The 24601-nt window shown below is 60.8% G+C and carries 18 protein-coding genes; 5 read left to right on the top strand and 13 right to left on the bottom strand.

What is annotated here, in order from left to right:
- The first annotated feature begins 137 nt into the window (after positions 1–137).
- The 4 genes from gldD (at position 138) to E0486_RS15990 (ending at position 4826) form a co-directional block, all read left to right on the top strand.
- Positions 138–725, top strand: coding sequence for a gliding motility lipoprotein GldD (gene gldD / locus E0486_RS16005; protein ID WP_131853608.1), 588 nt, complete (start codon positions 138–140; stop codon positions 723–725).
- Positions 726–969: 244 nt separating this feature from the next.
- A complete protein-coding gene (locus E0486_RS16000; protein ID WP_131853606.1) occupies positions 970–1554 on the top strand; it encodes a DUF3109 family protein in 585 nt (194 codons plus the stop codon).
- A complete protein-coding gene (locus E0486_RS15995) occupies positions 1554–2930 on the top strand; it encodes a LutB/LldF family L-lactate oxidation iron-sulfur protein (protein ID WP_131853604.1) in 1377 nt (458 codons plus the stop codon). The genes E0486_RS16000 and E0486_RS15995 overlap by 1 nt, the downstream gene beginning before the upstream one ends.
- A gap of 609 nt (positions 2931–3539) precedes the next feature.
- Positions 3540–4826: a polysaccharide deacetylase family protein gene (locus E0486_RS15990; protein ID WP_131853602.1), complete on the top strand. Its 1287-nt coding sequence runs from the start codon at positions 3540–3542 to the stop codon at positions 4824–4826.
- 91 nt (positions 4827–4917) lie between these two features.
- On the opposite strand, the gene E0486_RS15985 is transcribed toward E0486_RS15990, so the two are convergent.
- From E0486_RS15985 to purD, 13 genes are all read right to left on the bottom strand, one after another.
- Positions 4918–5910: a DMT family transporter gene (locus E0486_RS15985; protein WP_131853600.1), complete on the bottom strand. Its 993-nt coding sequence runs from the start codon at positions 5908–5910 to the stop codon at positions 4918–4920.
- A gap of 244 nt (positions 5911–6154) precedes the next feature.
- Positions 6155–7765 (bottom strand): bifunctional phosphoribosylaminoimidazolecarboxamide formyltransferase/IMP cyclohydrolase, encoded by a 1611-nt coding sequence (gene purH / locus E0486_RS15980; RefSeq protein ID WP_131853598.1) that lies wholly within the window; start codon positions 7763–7765, stop codon positions 6155–6157.
- Positions 7766–7902: 137 nt separating this feature from the next.
- A complete protein-coding gene (locus E0486_RS15975; protein WP_165917375.1) occupies positions 7903–9930 on the bottom strand; it encodes a ComEC/Rec2 family competence protein in 2028 nt (675 codons plus the stop codon).
- A 163-nt stretch (positions 9931–10093) separates the two neighbouring features.
- Complete coding sequence (locus E0486_RS15970; protein WP_131853594.1) at positions 10094–11254, bottom strand: MFS transporter; 1161 nt, start codon at positions 11252–11254, stop codon at positions 10094–10096.
- A gap of 135 nt (positions 11255–11389) precedes the next feature.
- Positions 11390–12142: an MBL fold metallo-hydrolase gene (locus tag E0486_RS15965; RefSeq protein ID WP_131853592.1), complete on the bottom strand. Its 753-nt coding sequence runs from the start codon at positions 12140–12142 to the stop codon at positions 11390–11392.
- A 126-nt stretch (positions 12143–12268) separates the two neighbouring features.
- Positions 12269–13612: a rod shape-determining protein RodA gene (gene rodA, locus E0486_RS15960; RefSeq protein WP_131853590.1), complete on the bottom strand. Its 1344-nt coding sequence runs from the start codon at positions 13610–13612 to the stop codon at positions 12269–12271.
- 126 nt (positions 13613–13738) lie between these two features.
- Positions 13739–15829 carry a penicillin-binding protein 2 gene (gene mrdA, locus E0486_RS15955; protein ID WP_131853588.1) on the bottom strand — a complete coding sequence of 697 codons (2091 nt, stop codon included), beginning with the start codon at positions 15827–15829 and terminating at the stop codon, positions 13739–13741.
- A 165-nt stretch (positions 15830–15994) separates the two neighbouring features.
- On the bottom strand, positions 15995–16390 hold the full coding sequence (locus E0486_RS15950) for a DUF6941 family protein (RefSeq protein ID WP_131853586.1): 396 nt from the start codon (positions 16388–16390) through the stop codon (positions 15995–15997).
- Between the two features lie 302 nt (positions 16391–16692).
- Positions 16693–17226 carry a rod shape-determining protein MreD gene (gene mreD / locus E0486_RS15945; RefSeq protein ID WP_131853584.1) on the bottom strand — a complete coding sequence of 178 codons (534 nt, stop codon included), beginning with the start codon at positions 17224–17226 and terminating at the stop codon, positions 16693–16695.
- Positions 17223–18101, bottom strand: coding sequence for a rod shape-determining protein MreC (gene mreC / locus E0486_RS15940; RefSeq protein ID WP_131853582.1), 879 nt, complete (start codon positions 18099–18101; stop codon positions 17223–17225). The genes mreD and mreC overlap by 4 nt, the downstream gene beginning before the upstream one ends.
- A gap of 114 nt (positions 18102–18215) precedes the next feature.
- Positions 18216–19241: a rod shape-determining protein gene (locus tag E0486_RS15935; protein WP_131853580.1), complete on the bottom strand. Its 1026-nt coding sequence runs from the start codon at positions 19239–19241 to the stop codon at positions 18216–18218.
- Between the two features lie 340 nt (positions 19242–19581).
- The gene (locus E0486_RS15930; protein ID WP_131853577.1) at positions 19582–20709 is read right to left on the bottom strand and encodes a tryptophan 2,3-dioxygenase; all 1128 of its coding nucleotides are present in this window, start codon (positions 20707–20709) and stop codon (positions 19582–19584) included.
- 643 nt (positions 20710–21352) lie between these two features.
- A complete protein-coding gene (gene purD / locus E0486_RS15925) occupies positions 21353–22630 on the bottom strand; it encodes a phosphoribosylamine--glycine ligase (RefSeq protein ID WP_131853575.1) in 1278 nt (425 codons plus the stop codon).
- Positions 22631–22889: 259 nt separating this feature from the next.
- Here purD and E0486_RS15920 point away from each other — a divergent pair, with 259 nt between their 5' ends.
- Positions 22890–24491, top strand: coding sequence for a peptide MFS transporter (locus E0486_RS15920; RefSeq protein ID WP_131853573.1), 1602 nt, complete (start codon positions 22890–22892; stop codon positions 24489–24491).
- The last annotated feature ends 110 nt before the right edge of the window (positions 24492–24601 follow it).

Here is a 24601-nt window from a genome sequence, read left to right as displayed (position 1 = left end):
CCTCACGCCTCACGCCTCACGCTTCACGCCTCACGCCTCACGCCTCACGCTTCACGCTTCACGCCTCACGCCTCACGCCTCACGCTTCACGCCTCACGCCTCACGCTTCACGCCTCACGACTCCGTATCTTGCATCCATGACCCGCCTCCTCTTCTTCGCCCTCGCCCTCGTCTCCCTCGCCGCCTGCAACAGCGACTACACCGTGAAGCCGCGGGGCTACTTCCGCATTGAACTGCCGAAGAAGGAATACCGCCGCTTCGACCGGCCGGGCTATCCCTACACTTTCGAATACCCGGTATACGGCGAGATCCTGCAGGACTCCCTCTTCTTCGAGTCGCGCGCCGAGAATCCCTACTGGATCAACATCGACTTCCCGAGCTACGGCGGCCGCATCCACATCTCGTATAAGGAAATCGGCCGCGGCAACCGCTTCGACTCGCTCGTGGCCGACGCCTACGAGATGAGCTACAAGCAGCACACCTACAAGGCCTCCGCCATCGACCACAAGCCCTTCACCACACCCAACGGCATCGAAGGGGTGTTCATTACCCTCCGCGGCAACACCGCCACCGGCACGCAGTTCTTCGCCACCGACAGCACCAAACACTTCCTCCGCGGCGCCCTCTACTTCGCCACTACGCCCAACGAAGATTCGCTGAAGCCCGTCAGCGAATTTTTGCGGAAGGATGTAGAGCACCTGATCAACACGCTGCAGTGGCGTTGAGAGAAGGTTTGGGGTTTGGAGTGTGTGGTTTGGAGTTGCTGGCGCCTGGAGCCGACGTAGTGTCGTGGGTTTTCGAGCCGTCGAACGATATGACAGGACTTTTGGACTGACGCAGATGTAATGCGAGCGCCAACAAAATCAAATAGAATCGTAACAAATCTGCGTATCCCGCTTGCGGGATCAGCGTTCTTTCTCTACCGCCGCTTGCGGCGCCTGTTTCCGTAACTTTGCAAAAATTCCTGATTTGATAGCCATCGACAATATCCTGGTGAGTGACGACGTGGTGGAAGCGAAGTTCATTTGCGACCTGGCCAAGTGCAAGGGCGGCTGCTGCGAGGACGGCGATGCCGGCGCCCCGCTGACCGAAGACGAGAAAGCGCAGCTCGACAAGCACTACGCCGCCTTTGAAAGCTACCTGACCCCCGAGGGCAAGGCCGAACTGAAGCGCCAGGGCCGCTATATCTACGACCGCGAGTTCGGCTGGGTAACGCCCACCATCGACGGCGGCCTCTGCGCCTACGGCTTCCGCGACGAGCACGGCACCATCAAGTGCGGTATCGAAGCGGCCTACCTCGAAGGCAAGCTGGAGTGGAAGAAGCCCATTTCCTGCCACCTCTTCCCGATCCGCATCAACGAAGGCAAGACCTACACGATGGTCAACTACGAGCCGCGCGAAACGCTGTGCAACCCCGCCTGCGCCCTCGGCAAGAAGGCCAAGATGCCCGTGTACCAGTTCCTGCAGGAACCCATCGAGCGCCGCTTCGGCAAGGAATTTTACGAAACCCTCCACCAGATCGCCATCGCCCACTACGACGCCAAAACCCGCTAATGTCCGACCAATCCAGCACCTTCCAGGCCAAGAGCACCATCAAGGCGGCCGATAAAGAGCACCGCCGCAAGATCAACTTCAACATCGCGCGCTACAACGCCGTGGTGCCCGCCGGCAAGCAGCAGTTCACCAACGTGCACCTCGCCCGCGAGCGCGCCAAGAACGCCAAGTGGCGCGCCATCGAGCAGCTCGATAAGACTCTCGAAACCTTCGAGGCCGCGGCCACCCGCAACGGCACCAAAGTGCTGTATGCCGAGACCGCCGATGAAGCACTGGCGCAGATCCTCACCATCTGCAAGGCCAAAAGCTGCCGCTCCATCGTGAAGAGCAAAAGCATGGTCACCGAGGAGATCCACCTCAACAAATTCCTGATCCAGAACGGCATCGAAAGCGTCGAGACCGACCTCGGCGAATACATCCAGCAGCTCGACGACGAGCCGCCCTACCACATCGTAACGCCGGCCATGCACAAGAGCAAGGAAGACGTGGCGAAGCTCTTTGCCGAAAAACTGGGCACGCCGCCGCACCTCACCCCTCAGGAGCTGACGCAGGTGGCCCGCGAGAAGCTGCGCGAGAAATACCGCCAGGCCGAAGTGGGCATCACGGGCGCCAACTTCCTGCTCGCCGACACGGGCTCCATCGCCATCACCGAGAACGAGGGCAACGGCCGCCTCAGCTGCGCCTACCCCAAAACGCACATCGCCATCGTGGGCATCGAAAAGGTGCTGCCGTCCATTAATGACCTCGCGCTCTTCTGGCCGCTGCTCTCTACCTACGGCACCGGTCAGCGCCTCACCGTGTACAACTCCATCATCAGCGGTCCGCGCCGCAACGACGAGGAAGACGGCCCCGACGAGATGTACGTCATCCTGCTCGACAATGGCCGTACCAACCTGCTGCAAAACCCCAAGACCCGCGAAAGCCTGTACTGCATCCGCTGCGGCGCCTGCCTCAACGCCTGCCCGGTTTACAAGAATATCGGCGGCCATGCCTACGGCACCACCTACAGCGGCCCCATCGGTTCGGTGATCACGCCGCACCTGAAGGACCTCGATGAATACAAGCACCTGAGCTACGCCTCCTCGCTGTGCGGCAATTGCACCGAGGTGTGCGCCGTGAAGATCAACCTCCACGAGCTGCTGCTCGAGAACCGCGCCGAGTCGGTGGAAGCAGGCAATGCTTCCTTCGCCGAGCGCACTGCCTGGCGCTTCTGGAAGATGGCCATGCTCAAGCGCCCCCTCATGAACATGGCGCCGGGCAAGGTAAAAGGCTGGGTGGTGAACACCTTCGTGAACGAATGGAAAAAGCACCGCTCGCCGCTCGAGTTCCCGAACAAAAGCTTCAGCCAGCAGTGGGTGGAGCGACACGGGAAATGAGTAATCAGTAATCCGTAATGCTCCGCCCGCCGAAGCTTTAGCGAAGGCGGGAACAGCCCTCCGCACCTTGCGGAAAGACGCCCGCGCGTACCTGAATGGCCGCCTGCACGTACCTGGAAGCCCATACGCGCGTTACATAATGGACACCCGCGCGTACCATAAGGGGCACCCACGCCTGTCATAAGGGACATACGCACGTACCATATAGCCCATGCGCACGTACCATAAAGCCCATATGCACGTACCATAAAGCCTATACGCACGTTGCACCTGTCCCATGCGCACGTTGCACCTGTCGCATACGCACGTTGCACCCGGGGTGCCCGCACGCTACACCGGGGCGCCGGCACGCCCCACCTGACGCGTACGCACGCGCCTGACAAACAATCAGTTAGATTAAATCTGCTCTAGGGATCAGAAGGGACCCGATTCCCCGCTCCTTTGGAGAGAGCCTGTCCCGCCCCAGCGGGAGGTTAGGGGTGAGGTCTGCTCCCCTTCCCTTTGGGAAGGGGCCGGGGGATGGGTCGGTGGGAGCCGGGCCAGGGTCCACCTTCGCTAAAGCTACGGCGGCCAGGGGATGGGTCTTAAGGCGTATTTTGTGCCCGCCGCATGATCCGCGTTTATTCCGCTATACAGTCCCCCCGCCTCGACTACATCCTGAGCTTCTTGTCGGATTACTTCGGGCAGCCCTTCGTGCGCAGCGAAGCGGGCGATGCCGACCTGGTCTACGGAGCGGAGGGTGCCGGGCGCATGCGGATCGGGTCCGCAGGCCTGCTGGAAGAACGGGGCATTGCTACAGGCAAGCCCCCGGCAAGGCGTACGGCCGACGGGCAATGCATCCTTTTCCCCGACGACAGTGCTTTTGGCTTCGACCTTTTTTCGGCGATCTTTTACCTGCTGGCGCGCTGCGAAGAATACGCCTCTCCCGAAAAGGACGCCTACGGCCGCTTCCCGCACACCGCGAGCCTGGCTTGGCAGGGCGGCTTTCTGAACCGTCCCCTCATCCACGAATGGCTGCACCGCTTTTCGGAGCAACTGTTTGGCGCCGGCTATACGCCGCCCTTCCAGTTCGCGCCCACCTTCGACATCGACATGGCCTGGAGCTACCGCCACAAGGGCTTTGCCCGTAATGCGGGCGGCCTGCTCCGCTCGCTGCTGCGCCGCGACGGAACCGTGAGCGAACGCCTCGACGTGCTGCTGCGCGGTCACCACGACCCTTTCGATTGCTACGACTTTCTCGACACGCTGCACGGCCATTTCTCGCTCCGCCCGCATTACTTCATTCATGCCGGTAGGGGACGCAATGCGTACGACAAAAACATTCCACTGAAAAAGAGCGCCATGCAGGGCCTGCTGCGGCGCATCGCCCGTAGTTCTACGGTCGGTCTCCATCCATCCTGGGCCAGCGGCGATGAGCCTGCGTTGCTCGGGCAGGAAAAGAGCACGCTGGAAGCCGCCATAGGTATTCCGGTGACGTCGTCGCGGCAGCATTTCATCCGCTTCACGCTGCCGCACACTTTCCGCCAGCTGATCGCCGCCGGCATCACCGACGACTACTCTATGGGCTATGGGTCGATCAACGGCTTCCGCGCCTCGCTGGCCGTGCCTTTCTATTGGTACGACCTCGAGCGCGACGAGCAAACGCCGCTGCGCCTGCACCCCTTCTGCTTTATGGACGCCAACGCGCTCTTCGAGCAAAAACAAAGCATTACGCAAACCGAAGCGGAACTCAACTCCTGCCTGGAAATCTTCCGTCAATGGGGCGGCACGTTCATCAGCATCTGGCACAACAGCTACCTTGGCTCCGCCCCTGAATATGCCGGCTGGCCCGAGCTGTATGCCCGCTTTGTTGCAACGGGAGAGAAAGAACGCATGGTTCGACGGCGCTCACCATGACAAGGCACTTTCTTCCGCTACCTGGGTGTATCGCTTAATGGGGGTCTTCTGGAAAGGGACCAGCTCCTGTCAGCTTGAGCGCAGCCGAAGGCTACTTACGGCTGATCGACCGGTTGACGAGGAACACGCCGTAGAGCGTCACCGCTGTGCCGACACCGATGAAGAGCGACAGCGGCTCGCCGATGAGCAGTGCCCCCAGCAGCACGGCCACCACGGGATTGATGTAGGCATAAAGACTCACCTGCGTGGTGGGGAGATTTTGCAGCGCATACAAAAAAGCGGCGAAGGTGATCACCGACCCGAAGAACACCAGGTACCAGATGGCAGCCCAGGATTGCCAGGGAATATCGGCGAGGGGCATGCTGTTGCCCGTGGCTTTCATGCCCGCCAGGAGCACTGATCCCGACAGCACCAACTGCAGCCCGAAGCTGAAGTAGGGGTTGAAGTTGGCCGCGTGCTTCTTAGTGTACAACGTGCCGAAGGCCCAGCTCCAGGTGGAGGCTACCGACAGCAGGATGCCGAGGCGGAAGGCAGGGTTCACCAGCTCGTGCAGGTGCTCGTAAAAGATGATGCAGATGCCGCCGAAGCCGAGCAGCATGCCCAGGGCGGTCTTCCAGGTAAGCAGCACGCTGCGCGTGGCCAGCCCGATCAGCACGAGCCACACCGGGTAGATGGCCCCGATGATCGAGCCGAGGCCGGCGGGAATGAAGCGCACCCCCCAGGTGGAGAGCGCATTGCTCAGGAAGAAGTTGAGAAAGCCCAGCATCGCGATGGTGCGCCATTGCGCCGCCGTAGGCCAGGGCGCGCGCTTCGCCACGAAATAGCCCACGAGGCAAAGTCCCGCAAACAGCTGCCGCAGGCCCGCCAGCTGCAACGCCGGCATGTACTTTACACCCTGCCGCGCCGCGATCCAGGTGGTACCCCAAAAGAAGCAGATGGTCGCCAGCGCAAACAGCGCCTTGAAGCGCCGGCCGCGCTTGTGGAAGGTGAAGGGATTGAGCCGGCTCGGGTGCCACCAGGCGAGGTCCTGGGTGGTTTGCGGGTCGGCGGGGGTGAAGGCGTCCTGGGGCGGGTGTTTTTCCATGTCGGGGGCAAAGGTCGACACAATGACGGCAAGTGCGGCGGTACAGTTTCGGATGGATCGCAGGCAACAGATACCTCACCCCCGGCCCCTCTCCGGGAGGAGAGGGGAGTGTTACCTGCCAACAAAAAGCCCGGATGCAAAGCATCCGGGCTTTTTATAAAGTTCAACAAACACCAGGGTTCAAAACTATCATACAGTACAGCAGGGGCACCCCTCTCCTCCCGGAGAGGGGCCGGGGGTGAGGTCAATGCTTGAAGTGCCGCTGGCCGGTCATCACCAGCGCGAGGCCTTTTTCCTGGCAGTAGGCTATGCTGTCTTTGTCGCGGATGGAGCCGCCGGGTTGGATAAAGGCGTTGATGCCCGCCTCGTGGCCCAGCTGCACGCAGTCGTTGAAGGGAAAGAACGCATCGGAGGCCAGCACGGCGCCCTCGAGCACAAAGTTGAACTGGCGGGCCTTTTCCAGTGCCTGGCGCAGGGCATCGATGCGGCTCGTTTGCCCACAGCCTTTGCCGATCAGCTGCCGGTCTTTTACCAGCGCGATGGCGTTGCTCTTGAGGTGCTTGCACACGAGGTTGGCAAAGGCCATATCGGCGCGCTCGCCTTCCGTAGAACTACGGCCGCCGGCTTCCTCCCACTTGTCGAAATTGCCCCTGTCTTTTTGCTGCGTCAGCGTGCCGTTGAGCACGCCCTTGAACTGCTGCTCCGGCAACTCCGCCGTTTCGTTGTATTGCAGCAGGATGCGGTTCTTCTTCGACTGCAGCGTTTCCAGGGCCTCCGGACTGAAGGCCGGGGCGATGAGCACTTCAAAGAAGATCTCGTTGATGGCATCCGCGGTCGCTTTGTCGATTTTGCCATTGGTCACCAGCACGCCGCCAAAGGCGCTTTCGGGGTCGCCGGCGAGGGCGTAGGTCCAGGCCGAAAACACGTCGGGCCGCTGGGCCACGCCACAGACATTCGTGTGCTTGATGATGGCGAAGGAAACGGACCCATCCCCTTGCCCCTTCCTTAAGGGAAGGGGGATCGAATCCGTGGCCGCTCCTCCCTCCCTTAGCGAAGGAGGCTGGGAGGATAGGTCGCGGATCAGCTCGATCGCCGCATCCACATCCACGAGGTTGTTGTAGGAAAGCTCCTTGCCGTGCAGCTGCGTGAATACGGAGCTGAGATCGCCGAAGAAGGTGGCCTGCTGGTGCGGGTTCTCGCCGTAACGCAGCGGGGTGCTGCGCCCTGTGTCGCTTGGCGCGTTGCCGAAGCCCGGGGCAATGGCCGCGCCGGGGTTGAAGTAGTGGTCGATGGCGTTGTCGTATTCCGCCACAACGCGGAAGGCTTTGGCCGCGTATTCCTTGCGCTGCTCCAGCGTGAGGGCGCCGCCCTGGGCCTGCAGCTGTGCTACGAGGCCGGCGTAGTCGTCTTTCGAGGCCAGCACCGCCACGTCGCGGAAGTTCTTCGCCGCCGCGCGGATCATCGACGGGCCGCCAATGTCGATCTTTTCGATGATGAGCGCTTCCTCGCTCGTTTGCTTCAGCGTTTCCTGGAAGGGGTAGAGGTCCACCACCACCAGGTCGAGCTCGGGGATGCCGTATTGCTGCATCTCGGCGCGGTCGCTGTCGAGGTAGCGGCGGCCGAGGATGCCACCGAAAACAAGCGGGTGAAGGGTCTTCACGCGGCCCCCGAGGATCGAGGGGTAGGAGGTAAGCGTTTCTACGGGCACCACCGGGAGGCCGAGCCCTTCAATGAATTGCTGGGTGCCGCCGGTGGAGTAGATCGTGGTGCCCTGCGCGTGCAGCTGCCGCACCAGCGCTTCCAGACCATCCTTGTAAAAAACCGAGATGAGGGCAGAGGCGATCTTCTTTTCCATGATTTTCAGCTTGGCCGCGCCAAAAGTAACACGGAGATGCAGGATGTCTGATGCACGGTATCTGATATATTTTTCAGCCATAAGTAACGGCCTGAGGTTCATACAAGACACCTGTCTTTCAAATCAGACATCAGGCATCAGCGATAAAGTACAAATGCACCTTCCTGCCCAACGTCGTGGCAAGGGATTCCCGCTTCCGCGCAGGCCTCTTTCCATTGCTGCGCGCTGCGGCGCGTCAGCGATGCGTCCAGCACGACAGCCCGGATATCGCGAAGGGCAACGGCATCCGCCCGTACCTGGTGCGAAACAACGAGCAGGTCGATGGGGATGTCCGGAAGCCCGTTGCTGTCGGGCAGCCCGATCTGTGCCACCGTTTTCCCGGCGAAGCGAAAGGCCGCCGGCAATGGGCGCGCACCTGTGCCGCTGCGGGCTTCGGTGTGCGCCGGCTTCAGGTGAAGGCCGTACAGGCGGGCATCTTGCTGCGGGGCGGCATCGCCTCGATACCAGCAGCGCCGCGCTTCCTGCACTTCCAGCGCGGCATAGTGCGGCACCTGGTACACGATAAGGCGCGTGCGCTGCCCGGCTTCGTAAAAGGAATACGCACGCAGTGTCAGGAAGCACAGCCCACAGCCCAGCGCGTAGCGCCATGCCTGCGGTCGCCGGCGCAGCAGGGCCCAGGCCACTGCGGCCAGCAAGCCGTACAGCAACACCGTTTGCAGCACCGACAGCGAGAGGCCGTCCCACACGCCGAAGGGGACGCGGTCGATGCGATCGATCCAGGCGTTGAGCAAGCGGATGCCCAGCGCCGACGCTGAGCCGGCCAGCCCGGCCACTGCCGGCCAGAACGACAGCGCACACACAGCAATGAGCGCATACACCAGCAGCCCCGACAGGGGCACGGCCAGCAGGTTGGCGGCGAGGAAGAGCAGCGGAAACTGGTGAAAGTGATACAGGCTCAGCGGCGTGGTGAGCACCTGCGCGGCCAGCGATACCGCCGCCCCCTTCCAGACAAAATCAAGGGCTTTGTTGTGCGTGGTATATAACTGGTAGATGGGACGATAAAAAAGTACGATGCCACCCACCGCCGTGAAGGAAAGCTGGAAGCCGATATCCCACAGCCAGAACGGGTTGATCAGCAGCAGGAGCAGCGCCGCCAGCAGCAGGCTGTTGATGGAATCGCCCTTGCGGCCGATGAGGCCCCCGATAGCGAGCAGGCTGAACATGACCGCCGAGCGAAGCACCGAGGGGCCGCCACCCGCCAGCAGGCTGAAGCCCCAGAGTCCGCCGAGCACCAGCACGAGCCGCAGTATGCGCCAGCGCGGTGCGCCCAGGGGCTTTGTAAGGCCCAGCAACAACAGGTATACCAGCGCGAGGTGCATGCCCGAGATGGCGATGATGTGCACCACGCCCGTGCGGGCATAAGCTGCCGTGAGCTCAGGGTCGAGGTCGTCTTTGTAGCCGATCAGCAGGGCTTCGGCCAGTCCCTGGATCTCCTTACCGGGCAGGTGTTGCCGCAGGATTCCTGTCACGGCCTTGCGGCCGGCGATGAGCGCGGCTTGCAGCGGATGATGGTCCCTGCCGGGCAGCAGGGCATAGTCGCTCACAAAAGCCTGGTGGGTGATACCCTGGAAGAGGCACCAGCGCTGGTAATCGAATGCGCCCGGGTTGCCGCTGTTGCGGATGACCTGCAGCGGTAGCGCTACCTGCACGCGGCTGCCGAAGGGCGGCGGTGTAGTGCCCTTGCGGAAGTACAGCAGGGCCGTGCCCTTGACGGGTGTCCACTGGCCCTCCTGGCGACGCATCCGTATTTCTGCGGTCACTTTCCAGCTGGCGGCCTTTTCGGCGGGCTCGGAAACGAGCTCGGCGATGAACGCATCGCCCGCACCGGTATGGCCGAGCCAGCGTGGATCCTGGCGGATATCGGCCTGCCGGCAAGCGGCGGCACCGGCTGCCAGCAGGAGACCGTTTAGTGCCAACCCCGCCCAGGGGCCTGCGCGGAACTGGTGCCGGAGCGGCAAAAAGCGATAGAGGAGAGGAATGAGCAGACAAAGACCGGCAACAGACAGCAGGGCAGGCAAGGGCAGGGCTGCATACCATTGCAACAGGATGCCCGCTGCGAAAGGCAATAGTAAGCGCAGCGCGGGCCGGTGTTTCCAGGCTGGCATAGGTGGTACCCGCATGGGCTTAAGGTACAAAAAAATAAGGGCGATGAAAAAATTCATCGCCCTTGTGTTCATGCATAGGTTAGCGTAGAACAACTTGTTGTATATCGTTGAAGTTGTTTGCTGATACTATAAAAGCCATTTCCGTGCCAGAAGAAAACCTAATCTATTTCGCCTTGATAATCAGTAGATATACTACCACCAATAACGTTGCCAGAACCGTTACCCCGAAGGCGGAAAAGGCACCCAACTGCGTCCACAGGAAGCCCGTCAGCAGCGAGGCCAGCAGTGCGGCAATGCTTTCTCCTGAGCTGTAAAAGCCCAGCGCTGTGCCCGTGTCGGTAGGTGCCAGCGAGGCGATCCAGGCCTTCGCAATGCCTTCCGTAGCCGCTGCATAAAGACCGTAAAGAAGGAAGCCGAGAAAGATCAGCGACACCGACTGCTGCACAAAGGCGAAGAGGCTGTACACGATGGCGAATACAAGGAGGCCGGATACGAGTACCATGCGCTTGCCGAAGCGGTCGGCCAGCACGCCCAGCGGGTAGGAGGCGCCGGCGAAGACCATATTGTAAAAGATGTAGGCGGTGATGGTGGTGGTGTCGGAGCCGCTCACCTCACGGGTCTTCAGCAGCAGGAATACATCCGAGCTGTTGAACAGCGCGAAGAGCAGCAGCGCCGGCACGAGCTGCTTGTATTCGGGCCGGGCGATCTTCCAATAGCGGAAGAAGGAAAAGAAGCCGCCTTTGCGCAGCGTGCTGCGGCTCCGTTGCTGTTCGCGCAGCGTGAAAAGCAGCACCACCGACAGCAGGCCCGGCACGAAGGCGGCCCAGAACAGGGTATGGTAGTGGCCGGGCCAGCGCCAGAGCAGCGCCAGCGCCAGGCAGGGGCCGATGGCGGCGCCCAATGTATCGAGCGAGCGGTGGAAGCCAAACACGCGGGCCCGCGTGGTTTCCGTGGCGTTCTCGGCCAGCAGCGCATCGCGCGGGGCGGTGCGCAGGCCCTTGCCGAGGCGGTCGGTGCAGCGCACGAAGAATACCCAGAGCGGGAGGGTAAAAAAGCCCATCATCGGCTTCGACAGCGCGCTCAGGAAGTAACCGCTGCGGATGAAGGGCAGGCGCCGCCCGAGCTCGTCGCTCCACTTGCCAAAGTAGCCCTTCGTGAGGCCCGCGGTGAAGCCCGCTACGCCTTCCAACGCGCCGATGGCGAAGACCGAGAACCCGATCTCCCGTAGATATACGGGAATGACCGGGTACAGCATCTCGCTCGCCACGTCGGCAAACATCGATACCACCGAAAGGATCAGAACAGTGCGGTTGATGATCTTCATCCCGCTAAAGGTAGCAGCCGGACGGAGAGAAAGAACGCAGATCCCGCAAGCGGGATACGCCGGTGGTTAGGATTGCTTATGATTTTGCTGACGTGCGAAAACGAACAGGATAATAATCTGCGGGAATCATAAAAATTATACAGGATCTGCGTTCTTGCTCTTGTACGTCGGCGTTTTGATGTCGTGGTAAAACAGGAAGGTCCAGCCTTCACGGTTGCCTTCTTCCCACCACTGCTGCCGCAGCTGGGTAGCGCGTTCGGGGTTGAAGTCGTACTTGGTCTTGTAGCGGATCTTCATCTGTTGCAGCTGCGGGGCGTCGTCGCCACCGAAGAAGATCGTGTCACCGCCTTCACTGATCCAGAACACCTGGTGCTCGGGCGAGTGGGCGCCGGTATGGCGGTAGCGGATGTAGCCGTCTATGCTGCCTTCGTCGTCCGTCAGCAGCTCCACCTGCGCGCTGTTGTGCAGCGCCTCGAGGTCATCCTGGATGTAGGAAGGGTTGTCTTTCGCGCGTGCGAATTCCAGCTCTTTCTGTCGCACGTAATAGGTGGCATTGGGCAGGCTGAGCCAGTTGTTGCCCGGCCCGAAGGCCACGCCGCCCGCGTGGTCCTTGTGCAGGTGGCTCATAAGCACCTTGGTCACCTGCTGGGGGTGATAGCCGGCGGCCTTCAGGTTGCGGTGCAGCTGCAGCTCGTCGCCGATCGAAAAGCCAAGGCCGCAGTCCAGCAAGAGCACATCCTTCGATGTCACCACGAGGAACGGCTGTATTTCTACGAGCAGCGACCCGGTGGGACGGTCGTTGAGGATGTCCTTCTCCTCGTCGAAAGGAACAAATTGCTTGGTACGGTCGATGGTAAAAGAACCTTCGGAGAGCGGGAAGATCTGCATGGGGCAAAGGTACGCCCATCCCCTAACCCCTTCCCGTAGGGAAGGGGAATTAGCTTCACCAAACAAGCGACATGGACCTTGCGGGCGGTTTTAAAGTCCTTCCCATAGGGAAGGATTTAGGATGGGCTAGCGCAGCACCATCTGCCGGTCCGCATCGAGCCGGATGAGGATGAACAGCAGCAGGGTAAACGTGATCAGCGCCGTTCCGCCGTAGGAGATGAAGGGCAGCGGGATGCCGATCACGGGCGCGAGGCCGATGGTCATGCAGATGTTTACCATGATATGAAAGAAAAACACCGAGGCCACGCCGTAGGCATATACGCGGCTGAAGGCGCTGCGCTGCCGTTCGGCTACCGCCACGATGCGAAACAGGAGCAGCAGGTAGATAGCCAGCAGCGTGAAGGTGCCGGCAAAACCGAAGCCTTCACCGATGGTGCAGAAGATAAAGTCGGTGCGCTGCTCGGGCACGAAGTCGAAGCGCGTTTGCGTGCCGCGGAGGAGGCCTTTGCCCAGCAGGCCGCCCGAGCCGATGGCGATCTTCGACTGCTTCACGTTGTAGTCGACGTCTTTCTTTTTGGGCTTGCCGCTTTCGGTGATCATCTCGGGGCGCTTGTATTCTTCGGGCAGGTCGCGGCCGATGGTGCTGAAGATGCGCTCCTCCTGGTGGGGTTGCAGCACGTGCTTGAAGATAAAGGGCACTGCAAAACGCTGGATGGCCACGCACAGCAGGCCCACCAGGGCGATCTTGATCAGCAGGCCCCGGTCGCGGCGCACCTGCCGGCGCAGGATGTAGATCACCAGCGCCGTGATGGCGATGAGGATAATGGCGAGCGTGTTTTTCTCGAGCAGCAGTGTCGCCACCACAAGGGAGCCAAAGGAGAACCCCACTACGAGGATGGTAGCCGGCAAGCCCTCGCGGTACATCACGATAAAGAAGGCGAAGTAGACCAGCGCCAGGCCCGTTTCGTGCTGCAGGATCGACATGGCGGCCGGCAGCAGGGCGATGGCAGCGGCGATGAGCTGCGAGCGCGTGCGCTGAAAGTTGAGGTCTACCTGCGAGAAATACTTCGCCATGGCCAGGCAGACGCACACCTTGCAGAATTCCGCCGGCTGGAACTGGAAGCCGCCGAAGCGGATGATCGACTCGGTGCCCTTTACGTTGGAGTGAAAAGGAAACACGAGCAGCAACATGCCGATGCCCATCGCGTACCAGAGATTGGCGGTAGCGGTAAAGAACTTCGAATCGGTGAGCAGGATGAACACGGCCAGCACCATGGCGATGCCGAAGAAATACAGTTGCTTGCTGTAGTCGGTCTTGAAGCTGAAGAACGACGACACGATCGGGTCGCCCTCCTTGTAGGTGACGCCGAAGATGGCCGTGATGCCGATGCCCACGAGGATCAGGTAGAGCCACACGAGCAGGGGATCTACGCCTTTGGAAATGGTGCCTTTGCTTTTACTCTTGCTCATTTTCTAAATATGGAAACGCACGGGCGCGTTTTCTGTTTTTCGGGAAACGCACCGGGTGCGTTTTGTTGTGGGAGACGCACAAGGTGCGTCTGGTTGTGGGAGACGCACCTGGTGCGTCTCTACGGGTTATCCTCTTCTCCGTTGCTGTTGTTTGCGCATCAGCCGCTGTGCGCTGTCGAGGGCGGCCATGCCGTTGTCTACACGCTGGCTGGAATCGGCAGGGTCGTTGGGCGCGCCGGGCAGCTGGCTGCGGCGGCGAAACTTCCGGATATAGCTCGTGTCTTTGGTGACGTTGAAATAGAACTCGCCGCGCAGCGAATCGTTGATGAACTGCAGGCGCGGCAGGTAGCTCGGCATCAGGTTGGCGCCGGCGATGCGTTCCACTTCGGGCTTGCGCTCGGCGCGCAGCGAGTCGGTGAGAAACTTTTCGATCATCAGCGACGCAATGGGTGCGGCCCAGGTGGCGCCGTAGCCGCCGTTCTCCACGATCACGGCGATGGCGATCCGCGGGTTCTCGCGCGGCGCGAAGGCGGCGAAGAGCGAGTTGTCTTTCAGCTGGATCCGCTTGCGGTCGATGATGCGGAAGTTCTCGGCCGTACCCGTCTTCGCGCAGATCTTGATGCCGGGAATGGCAGCGGCGCGGGCCGTACCGATGTCCACCACATCCTGCATCCCGCTGATCACCACTTCGTAGAGCGAATCGGGGATGTGTACGTCCGACTTGTGCTGCACGCGGAATTTATTGAGGATCGTGTCTTCCTTCGTTTCGTTGTCGATATGCTTCACGATGTGCGGCACGTAGTAGTAGCCTTTGTTGGCGATCAGTGCCATCATGTTGGCCATTTGCAGCGGCGTTACCAGCATTTCGCCCTGGCCGATGCCGAGCGATACGTTGGTGCAGGAATTCCAGGATCCGCGGTAGATCTTGTTGTAGAACGAGGTGTCGGCGATGAGGCCTGGGTTTTCGCTGGGCAGGTCCACGCCGAGGCGGCTACCGAGGCCGAAGGCGTTGACGTATTCCTTCCATTTCTCATACCCGTCTTTCACGTTGCCGTAGCGCGGATTGTCTACCTCGAGGCGGAAGGCGTTGGAGAAAAAGGAATTGCAGGAGTGGGCGATGGCGAGGCGCAGGTTGGCGGCGTGGCCGGCCCACTTCTCGGTGCAGCCCACCTTGCGGTTGCAGCCGTAGTAGGCGCCGGTGCAGGCGATGCCCGAGCGCGGTGTGATCACGCCCATGTCGAGACCGATCAGGGCGCCGAGCGGCTTGTAGGTGGAGCCCGCCGGGTAGCGGCCGTTGATGGCGCGGTTGAGCAGCGGCGCCGACACATCGAGCACGAGGCGTGAGTAGTTCTTCTTTTTATTGGAGCCCGTAAGGTCGTTCGGGTTGTAGTCGGGCGAAGAGGCCATGGCAATGATGCCGCCGGTCTTGGGCTCGATGGCCACGATGGCACCGACCTTGCCGCGCAGCAGTTTTTCGGCCAGCTGCTGCAGCTCGATGTCGAGGTACGTGCGCAAGCCGCGGCCCGCTTCGGCAGCGGTGTCGAAGGCGCCGTTCTCATAAGAACCCTGGAGGCGGCCGAAGTTGTCTTTGATGAGGAAGCTCACACCACGCTGGCCCATGAGCACGCGCTCGTAATAGGCTTCGAGGCCGGAGCGGCCCACGAAGTCGCGGGGCTGGTAGAAGCCGCCCGAGCGGGCGATGATGGCCGAGTCGGCCTCACCCACGTAGCCCATGATGTGCGCGCCGGCATTGTAGGGATAACCGCGCACGGGGCGCTGCTGCAGGTAGAAGCCACGGTTGAAGCGCCAAAGGTTTTCCTCGAGGCGTGCGTATTTCTCCGGCGACAGCAGTTCTTCGAAAGGCGAGGGGCGCACCCGCGTGTTGCCCACGATGGCGTCCTTGATCCGCAGGTTGAATTCCGCGGTGTCGATCTCCAGCAGCTGGCAGAGGTAAGCGGTGTCGACGCCCTTGACTTCCGAAGGCACCACCATCAGGTCGTACATCATGGTGTTGTTCATGATGGCGCGGTCCTTCCGGTCGAAGATGATGCCGCGCGGCGGGTATACCACCTTGCGGAAAACGGCATTGTTGAGGGCATCGGCCTTGTACTTCTCCGAAAAAAGCTGCAGGTTGACCAGTTGGGCGATGATGATCAGGAAAACGCCCAGGAAAATGAACCGGATAATATAGCTCCGCGAGCCGTTGAATACCGACATAGGTTGTGCGAAACGCCTTGTTTAAGGTAAGGTACGCTGAAAGAAGCGTGCCGCACAAATATCGGTAGGTTTTGGCGAGTTAACGGGTTGCTAAGTTGACGGGGCGCCCGGTTTTCAATTCCAGTTCCGTTCTCCCCTTATCAACCCTTCAACTTATCAACGTATTCAACTTCTTCCCACCACGTTCAGCTTCAGTCCCGTTTTCCATTCGCCGTCGAGGTACAGCTCGAAGGTGTACACACCCGGCACGGTGAAGGGGATCTGGTACAGGTTCACCGTGAAGTTGATGGCGCTGTAGGTAGCGGGGGCCTGCGGCGTGGGCACGGGCAGGTCGCCTTCCATGGTTTTGATCAGCTCTTTGCCCGAAGGGTCGAGGGCCTTCAGCAGCAGGCGCGAGGTGCCGGCTTCCTTGTCGGAAAAGCGGAGGCGCATGGCCAGCGAAAAGGCAGGGTAGGTGAGGGGAAACTGCGGTGCGTTGATGGTGTCGAAGGTGCCGCTGATGAACAGCTTGCCGCCAACATCCTGCGCGTGGTCGGCCAGCGTGAAGATTTCAATTTCCATAAAAGCATTTAGAGGTGGAAACCGAAGAGTCAATAATAGGGCCGATCGGAGATGCCCGCCATACTGGCAGGCGGGAGGAAGTTCTTAAGTCGGAAGTGGGAAGTGAGAAGCGAGGATGATGTGATGGCGAAGCGCCCTGTCGGACCGTCGTTGCTTCGGCCGTCGCGAAGGGCGGCGGCCGAAGCAATCTTACTCACGCCGGCTCGGCTGCCCTTTGGCTGCAGGCTGGACGAGTAAAAGATTGCTTCGCTGCGCTCGCAATGACGGGTCGGAAGGGAGCATTACTTCCGACTTCCGACTTACTAGGCGGTATTCGTCCTGTATTTCAGCTTCCGCGGAAAGAGCAGCTCCACGATCAGGATGAGCAGCATACTGATGGCGGTGTAGCAGGCCGTCTTGATCAGGAAGTCGAGGAAGGGCCCCTGCTGGAGCCATACAAGAATGGTGAGGAAGGCGTGGTGCAGCACGGTCAGGATGAGGGCGTACACCATGTAGGGCCCCCAGCCCATGCCGCGCGGCGAAGGCTCGTGGTAGGTAAACTCGGAGCTCTCTTTCGAGATGAGCAGGAAGATGATGAAGGGCCGCACGTAGGCGATGAGCACGCAGGCCGCGGCATGCAGCCCCGGCGACATCGTGAAGTAATCCAGCGCCAGGCCCGTGAGAAAGCCCGTCAGCAGGAGGCCGAGGCGCGGCGTGTTGAAGGGCAGCCACAGGATGAACAGGAAATAGAGGTAGGGCACGATAAAGCGGTGCAGGTGCGGGATCTTGTCCAGCACGAATACCTGCACCAGCAGGAACAGGATGAGGCGGAAGATATTTTTGACGAGGTCGCTCAACGGGTTCGGGGTTTTACCTGTTCGATCTTTTTTTCGGTCTCGGATTCAAGCTGGAGCTGCTCGCTGCGCTGCAGGTTTTCGATCACGAACACCTGCTGCACGGTGGCGAAGTTGACCGCCGTCTGCACCTTCAGCTCGTAGAAGCCCGTGGCCTTGTTCACCGCCACTTTCGCGATGCGGCCGATGAAGAAGCCGGGCGGGTAGTTGTAGGCATAGGGGCTCGTGAGCACCGAGTCGCCGGGCTTGACGTCCACGTCCTTGCTGATGCCCTGCAGCACCACGAAGCGCGGGTCGAGGCCGTCCCACCGCACTGTGCCGATGGTGCCGGTTTTTTTCAGGGCCGAGGGCACATTGCTCTTGGAGTGCAGGAGGCTCAGCACCTGGCTGAAGTTGGGGCTCGTGTTCACGATCACGCCAATGACGGCGCCGTCGGAGGAGATCACGGCCATATTGTCGCGGATGCCCTGGTTGGCGCCGCGGTTCAACTGGATATAGTTGTTCTCGAAGTTGACGGAGTTGTACACCACCTTGGCGTCGCGGTACAGCCAGCGGCGGTATTTCACCAGCGAATCCTGGCGCACGGAGTCGGTGCGGGGCTGGGCGCCCGTGTCGGGCACGTTGAAGTTGGCCTTCATCAGGTTGAGCAGCGAATCGTTCATCCGGTGCACGCGGCGGTTCTCCTCCACGAGGTGGAAGTAGTCGTCGACCTTGTCTACCTGCCGGTTGATGGAGCCGGTCACTTCGTTGGCCACGCCGAGAAAGACGGCGCGGTGGTGGCTGTTGTAGGAAAAGAGCATCCACAGCGACAGGATCTCCAGGACCACGAAGGCGAGGAAGACGAAGTGGCGGCGGATGAAAGCGAAGATGTTACGCATAAGCCCATCCTAAATCCTTCCCGAGGGGAAGGACTTTCGATTCTGCTTTTGATAGGAGGTAAAACATTGGGGCAGACTTACTCCCTTCCCTTCGGGAAGGGGCGGGGATGGGCCTTATCTCATTACAAAGGGGTAGCGCTCATAGTTCTTCAGCGCCAGGCCGGTACCGCGCACCACGCTCTTCAGCGGGTCGTCGGCTACATGAACGGGGAGCTTGATCTTCTGGGAGAGGCGCTTGTCGAGGCCGCGGAGCAGGGCGCCGCCGCCGGTGATGTAGATGCCGCGGCGGTAGATGTCGGCGGCGAGCTCGGGCGGGGTTTGCTCGAGGGCTTTGAGGATGGCCTCTTCGATCTTGAAGATGCTCTTGTCGAGGGCTTCGGCGATCTCCTGGTAGCCTACATAGATCTGCTTGGGGATACCGGTCACGAGGTCGCGGCCGTTCACGGGCAGGTCGTCGGGCGGGTTGTCGAGGTCTTTCATGGCGGCGCCGATCTGGATCTTGATCTGCTCGGCCGTGCGCTCACCGATCAGCAGCGAGTGGTAGCGGCGGAGGGCTTCCATGATGTCGGCGGTGAATTCGTCGCCGGCGATGCGGATGGACTGGTCGCACACGATACCGGCGAGGGCGATCACGGTGATGCCGGTGGTGCCACCGCCGATGTCGATGATCATGTTGCCCACGGGCTCCTCTACGTCGATGCCGATACCGAGGGCGGCGGCCATGGGTTCATGAATGAGGTATACTTCCTTGGCGCCGGCCTGCTCGGCGGAGTCGCGCACGGCCCGCTTTTCCACCTCGGTAATGGAGGAAGGAATGCAGATCATCATGCGCCAGGAGGGCGGGAAGAGGGGCTTCTTGGGATAAACGAGCTTGATCATCTCGCGGAGCATGAGCTCGGCGGCGTTGAAGTCGGCGATCACACCGTCTTTGAGCGGACGGATCGTCTTGATGCTCTCATGGGTCTTTTCGTGCATCATCAGGGCGCGCTTGCCCACCGCCAGCACTTCTTTCGGGTTATTGCGGTTGAGGGCCACGATCGAGGGCTCGTTCACCACTACCTCGTCGTTATGTATGATCAGTGTATTCGCCGTGCCCAGATCGATCGCTATTTCCTGGGTAAACCAGTTGAAAAGTCCCATGCTGCTCTGTTATTATAAGGATAGTTGCTGCAAATGTAGCAAGTGAGAGATAGTTTGGAGTTTGGAGTTTAGAGTTTTCGGCTCCATTTCCCATGTTTTTCAGTTTACTGCAAACTATAAACCATAAAAAACAGGAATAAACCCCTAACCTTCACTGCCGGCGCCCGCCCGGAGAAGCGGACGGGCGCCGGAGGACAAGTTCGGTGCCAGCTTCTGCTGAGCAAGGTCCCGACTCGCCGAAGCGGGGCCGTTGCCCGGCGGGACGCCCTTTTGTCCCGTTCGGCACGACAGCGGGCTTCCGGGAGCGCCGCCAGCCGGCGTCGGGAACCAGGACGGGGGCTTATGCCGAGAAACCCAGCTTGCGTTCCACTTCTTTCGGCAGCTGCGGCAGCTTGCGGCGCTCGATGAGGAAGCTCGTGAGCTGGGCGATCTCTTTAAAGATGTAGTGCTTGTCGGCGGCGGCTTTCAGGTAGTCTTTGCCCGTGGAGCCACCGGTGCCGATGCGGGTGCCGATCATGCGGTGCACCATGTTCATGTGGCGGTGGCGCCAGGTGCTCAGCTGCTCGTCGATCTCCAGCAGGCCGTTGAGGAGTTGGAAGGGGAGTTGCAGCAGCGGGTAGCCGCGGTAAAGCATGATGAAGAGGGCGGCACGGTTGGCGCGGGCCGACAGGGTATAGTGCGTTTCCTGGTGGCGGGAGAACACCTCTTCGAAGAGGTCCAGGTTGTTCTTTTCGGCTTCTGCCAGCGAGCCGGCGTATACTTTTTTATAAGCTTCCCAGAAATCGGGCGCGCCGTACTGCTGCGCATATTCCTGCCAAAGCTCCGGTTGCTCGAAGAACGGCATGCGTTCCAGCCAGTCGTTGACCAGCTGCAGGAAGGAATGGCTTCCTTCCGCTTTTTTAATAAGGTCTACGTGCTCGCCGCGGAGGAAGGCGGTGTAGTATTCCTTGCCGTGCCGGTATTCGAATTTGAGGCCCAGCTTGGCTTCCAGCAGCTTGAACTGCCAGCTTTGGAAGCCCGAGGCGGGGCGGAGCAGGTCGCGGAAGTCGAGGAAGTCCATGGGCGTCATTGTTTCCAGGATGTCGATCTGTTGCACCAGCACCCGGAGGATGGTCGCCATACGGTCGAGGCGGTGCACCACGGTCTGCAGCTCGGGCGAGTTGTCGTTGAGCGCCGGCTGGCCCATGATGGTCACCAGCGAGTCGGCCTCCCAGTGGAGCTGCTTGAACCAGAGCTCGTAGGTCTGGTGAATGACGATGAACAGCATCTCGTCGTGGGCGGTGACGCCGCTCTTGTCGCTTTCGAGGGCCTGGGCCGATAGGAGCTTGTCGAGCTGGAGGTAGTCGTGGTAATGCACGGCCGCGTGCTGACCGGTTCTGGCCCCCTGTCCCCCGAGGGGGGCACCTGGGTTGGAGTTTCCTTGGTGGAAGGGACAGCCGCCGCTGCCGGGTGTTTCGTTGGAAGTCATGGCAAGTCGTTGAACTGCGAAGTAACGGAATTCGGCGGCAAGCCCCGGGATGACAACGGTCAGTTTTGCTCCACCCGCAAGACCCATCCCCCACCTCACCCCTAACCCCCCTCCCAAGGAGAGGGGTCAGGGGTGAGGCGATGACATTTTTGTCACTGGCACTCCGCGACTACTTTATGCCCCTGTCGATTTTGACAATGGCATCCGGAAAGGGATTGATGCCCTTTCCGGTTTTGCAAGTGGCACGGATTCGCCGCTGGATGGCACTGCCGGTTTTGCAAGTGGCATAAATCTCTTGCGGAATACCCCTGCCGATTTTGACAAGGGCATCCGGGAATGGATTGATGCCCCTGCCGATTTTGTCAATGGGACCGGGGAAGCGATCGGTGCCGCTGGCAATTTTGGCAACGGCAGTAAGCGAGCGGGAAATGCCCCGCAAAAAGGGTGAGTCCGTTCCAGGAGAAATGCATTCCCCTCTCCTTTGGAGAGGGGTTAGGGGTGAGGTCGATTCCCCTTCCCCTCGGGAAGGGGTTAGGGGATGGGCTTGGAAGGGGTTAGGGGCTGGGCCGGGAAGGGGTTAAGCGATGGGCCGGGAAGGGGTCAGGGGTCCGCCTTCGCCGAGGCTTCGGCGGGCGGAGATGGCCTAAAACTCGTACCCGATATCCTTCCGGTAATACATCCCTTCAAACGAAATCCCCTCCAGCGTTTTCTTCGAGCCGGCCACGGCCTCGGCGAGTGTCGGGGCGAGGGTGGTGGCGCAGAGCACGCGGCCACCGGCGGTCACGATGTGGCCGCTCTTGTCGGCGGTGCCGGCGTGAAAAAGGTAGCTGCCTTCGGCCGGGCGCAGGGCCAGGCCCTCGATGGCGAAGCCTTTCCCATAGTCGCCGGGGTAGCCGCCGCTCACGGCCATGATGGTGGCGGCGTGGTGCGGGTCGGCGGGGAGCTGCACGCCCTTCAGGCGGCCCTGCGCCGTAGCCAGCAGGGCGGCGCCGAGGTCGCCGGCAATGCGGGGCAGCACGGCCTCGGTTTCGGGGTCGCCCATGCGGCAGTTGTATTCGATCACGTAGGGCTCGCCGCCCACTTTGATCAACCCGAAAAACACGAAGCCTTTGTAGTCCAACCCTTCTGCTTCAAAGCCGCGCACGGTGGGCTCGATGATCCGGGTGCGTACTTGCTCCATAAAGGCCGCGTCGGCAAAGGGCACGGGCGAGATGGCGCCCATACCGCCGGTGTTGAGCCCGCTGTCGCCTTCGCCGATGCGCTTGTAGTCTTTGGCTTCGGGGAGCAGCACGTAATCCTTGCCGTCGGTCAGTATAAATACGGACAGCTCGATGCCGTCGAGGAACTGCTCCACCACCACGCGGGCGGAGGCGGCGCCGAACTTGGCGGCGCGGATCATGGCTTCCAGCTCGGTAGCGGCCTCGTCGTGGGTTTGGCAGATGAGCACGCCCTTGCCGGCGGCGAGGCCGTCGGCCTTCAGCACCACGGGCAGCGGGTGTTGCCGCACATAGGCAAGGCCTTCATCGAGGTTGTCGATGGTGAACTCCCGGTAGGAGGCCGTAGGAATACGGTGGCGCGCCATGAAGGCTTTGGCGTAGGCCTTGGATCCTTCGAGCTGCGCGGCTTCCCGCGCCGGGCCGATGATGGCGAGGCCCTGCAGCGCCGGGTCTTCTTTCAGGAAGTCCACGAGGCCCTTCACCAGGGGCTCTTCGGGGCCGATCACCAGGAGGCCGATGCCGCGCTGCAGCACCGCGGCGCGCACGGCGTCGAAGTCGGTGGCGGCAAAGGGCAGGTTGCTGCCGCATTGCGCGGTGCCGGGGTTGCCGGGGGCAATGAAGAGTTCTTCGCAGAGCGGGCTTTGGCGCAGCTTCCAGGCGAAGGCATGTTCGCGGCCACCGGAGCCGAGGATCAGGATGTTCATGAAGCAAAGAACGGTAACCGCGGAACAAGGAACAAAGCTTGTTCCGCAAAAAGCGGGGGAACAGGGGATAACGAATCGGGCTGCTCAGGCATTCCATTTTCTCCGGTTCCCGGTTCCTTGTTCCCCGCTTGCCCGCCATCCGCAAGCGGATGGTTCTGTTAAAGAAAGGGGGCTTTCCAAACGAGGTATCAAAAAATCCCTATTTTAGGCAGTCTATTTCCGAACTCATAATCACTGTAATCACCAATCACTAGTCCGTATGAATGTTTTACCCGAAGACCAGGTCTTGCTGGCGGATTCGAAAGCTGCCGAGCAAAAGGGACATCCCAAAGGCCTGTACGTATTGTTTGCCACCGAATTCTGGGAGCGCTTCAGCTACTACGGCATGCGCGCCATCTTCGTTCTGTTCATGACCAACAAGCTCTTGTTCGACAAGGCTTATGCTTCGAATATCTATGGTTCCTATACCGGGCTGGTGTACCTCACCCCGCTGATCGGCGGCTACGTGGCCGACCGCTACTGGGGCAACCGCCGCTCCATCTTCGTGGGCGGCCTGCTGATGGCCCTCGGGCAATTCATTCTCTTCTTCTGCGCCTCGGCTACCGACAAAGGCGCATCGGGCTTTACCACCACGCTGCTATGGACGGGCCTGGCCTTCCTCATCTTTGGTAACGGCTTCTTCAAGCCCAACATCTCCACGATGGTGGGTCAGCTGTACCCGGAGACCGAAGCGGGTGCCGGCCGCAAAGATGCCGCCTACACCATCTTCTACATGGGTATCAACGCGGGTGCCTTCTTTGCTCCGCTCATCTGCGGCTACCTCGGTGAGAACGTGGATTTCAAATGGGGCTTCCTCGCCGCCGGTGTGGGCATGATCATCTCGCTCATCATCTTCTATTTTACCAAAGACAAATACGTGGTGTCGCACGACGGCCGTCCGCTGGGGGTAACGGCCAACAAATCGCGCGATGCAGGCACGGCAACGCCGGGCGACATTGCTGCTGCTCCGGGTAAAACCGGCTTCAGCTCGGGCCAGATCCTGATGCTGGTCGGCGCCATTGTAGCGGCCTTCCTCATCATCTGGAAGCTGCTGGGCGTGGACTTCTGGGGCTCCGCCATCTATGCGATGACCGCCGTGGGTCCCTTTGCCATCCTTACCGACCGCTCGCTGACGAAGACCGAAAAGGATCGCCTCTGGGTGATCGTAATCATCATGATCTTCGTGATCTTCTTCTGGATGTGTTTTGAGCAGGCCGGTGCCTCGCTTACCTTCTTCGCCGACGAGCAAACGGACCGTCACCTGGGCAACTGGGAAATGCCGGCTTCGTACTTCCAGAGCTTCAACGCCGGCTTTATCGTGCTGCTGGCGCCCATCTTTGCGGCGCTGTGGAGCAACCTCGGCAAGCGCGGCATCAACCCGCCCGCCCCGATGAAGCAGGCCATCGGCCTCGGCCTGCTGGCCCTCGGCTTCCTCTACATTTCCCTCGGCACACCCGCCGACCCGCTGGTGAAAGTGAGTATCTGGTGGCTCACCGGTCTTTATTTCCTGCACACGGTGGGTGAGCTGTTCCTCAGCCCCATCGGCCTCTCCATGGTAAATAAACTGACCCCAGGTCGCTTCACTTCGCTTATGATGGGTATCTGGTTCCTGGCCATCGCCACCGGCAACAAGCTGGCCGGCACCATGAGCTCGCTTTACCCCGATCCGAAAGCCACCGGCCCGCGCCCCGTGTTTCTCGGCATCACGATTGACAACCTGCACACATACTTCATGATCTTCGTGGCCTTCGCTGGTGTGGCCGCCGTTATTCTCTTCCTGCTCTCCTTCAAGCTGCGGAAGATGATGCACGGTGTGAAGTAAGCGGCCCCCTGTCCCCCCAAGGGGGCACTCAGGTCGGAGTCTTCTTATGACTTCAGTCTTACTTCAGATCGATACCTAACAGAAAAGCCCGGATCGCTTTGCGATCCGGG

The sequence above is a fragment of the Flaviaesturariibacter aridisoli genome, from assembly GCF_004343705.1.
GTDB classification, from domain to species: domain Bacteria; phylum Bacteroidota; class Bacteroidia; order Chitinophagales; family Chitinophagaceae; genus Flavisolibacter; species Flavisolibacter aridisoli.
Note: the sequence above shows the minus strand (reverse complement) of the source record. Positions and strands in the feature narration are given on the sequence as shown.

Bases quoted from the DNA above. Each gene is read 5' to 3' on its own strand.
- gldD (WP_131853608.1), top strand. From the start codon at position 138: ATGACCCGCCTCCTCTTCTTCGCCCTCGCCCTCGTCTCCCTCGCCGCC.
- E0486_RS15995 (WP_131853604.1), top strand. From the start codon at position 1,554: ATGTCCGACCAATCCAGCACCTTCCAGGCCAAGAGCACCATCAAGGCG.
- E0486_RS15990 (WP_131853602.1), top strand. From the start codon at position 3,540: ATGATCCGCGTTTATTCCGCTATACAGTCCCCCCGCCTCGACTACATC.
- E0486_RS15985 (WP_131853600.1), bottom strand. From the start codon at position 5,910: ATGGAAAAACACCCGCCCCAGGACGCCTTCACCCCCGCCGACCCGCAA.
- purH (WP_131853598.1), bottom strand. From the start codon at position 7,765: ATGGAAAAGAAGATCGCCTCTGCCCTCATCTCGGTTTTTTACAAGGAT.
- E0486_RS15975 (WP_165917375.1), bottom strand. From the start codon at position 9,930: ATGCCAGCCTGGAAACACCGGCCCGCGCTGCGCTTACTATTGCCTTTC.
- E0486_RS15970 (WP_131853594.1), bottom strand. From the start codon at position 11,254: ATGAAGATCATCAACCGCACTGTTCTGATCCTTTCGGTGGTATCGATG.
- E0486_RS15965 (WP_131853592.1), bottom strand. From the start codon at position 12,142: ATGCAGATCTTCCCGCTCTCCGAAGGTTCTTTTACCATCGACCGTACC.
- rodA (WP_131853590.1), bottom strand. From the start codon at position 13,612: ATGAGCAAGAGTAAAAGCAAAGGCACCATTTCCAAAGGCGTAGATCCC.
- mrdA (WP_131853588.1), bottom strand. From the start codon at position 15,829: ATGTCGGTATTCAACGGCTCGCGGAGCTATATTATCCGGTTCATTTTC.
- E0486_RS15950 (WP_131853586.1), bottom strand. From the start codon at position 16,390: ATGGAAATTGAAATCTTCACGCTGGCCGACCACGCGCAGGATGTTGGC.
- mreC (WP_131853582.1), bottom strand. From the start codon at position 18,101: ATGCGTAACATCTTCGCTTTCATCCGCCGCCACTTCGTCTTCCTCGCC.
- E0486_RS15935 (WP_131853580.1), bottom strand. From the start codon at position 19,241: ATGGGACTTTTCAACTGGTTTACCCAGGAAATAGCGATCGATCTGGGC.
- E0486_RS15930 (WP_131853577.1), bottom strand. From the start codon at position 20,709: ATGACTTCCAACGAAACACCCGGCAGCGGCGGCTGTCCCTTCCACCAA.
- purD (WP_131853575.1), bottom strand. From the start codon at position 22,630: ATGAACATCCTGATCCTCGGCTCCGGTGGCCGCGAACATGCCTTCGCC.
- E0486_RS15920 (WP_131853573.1), top strand. From the start codon at position 22,890: ATGAATGTTTTACCCGAAGACCAGGTCTTGCTGGCGGATTCGAAAGCT.